Raw genomic sequence first — 383 nt, forward strand, 5'->3', positions numbered from 1 at the left:
GCCGTACTCCCCAGGCGGGGCACTTAATGCGTTAGCTGCGGCGCGGACCACGTGGAATGTGACCCACACCTAGTGCCCAACGTTTACGGCGTGGACTACCAGGGTATCTAATCCTGTTCGCTCCCCACGCTTTCGCTCCTCAGCGTCAGTAATGGCCCAGAGATCCGCCTTCGCCACCGGTGTTCCTCCTGATATCTGCGCATTTCACCGCTACACCAGGAATTCCGATCTCCCCTACCACACTCCAGCCTGCCCGTATCGAATGCAGACCCGGGGTTAAGCCCCGGGCTTTCACATCCGACGCGACAAGCCGCCTACGAGCTCTTTACGCCCAATAATTCCGGACAACGCTCGCACCCTACGTATTACCGCGGCTGCTGGCA

1 rRNA gene (running past both ends of the window) is annotated in these 383 nt (G+C 59.8%); it reads right to left on the bottom strand.

Annotated features, from left to right (window positions below):
• Positions 1-383: ribosomal RNA gene (locus TR48_RS38005) — 16S ribosomal RNA — on the bottom strand (it extends past both window edges: 898 nt to the left, 688 nt to the right).

The organism is Streptacidiphilus neutrinimicus, from assembly GCF_000787815.1.
Taxonomy (GTDB): Bacteria; Actinomycetota; Actinomycetes; order Streptomycetales; family Streptomycetaceae; genus Streptacidiphilus; species Streptacidiphilus neutrinimicus.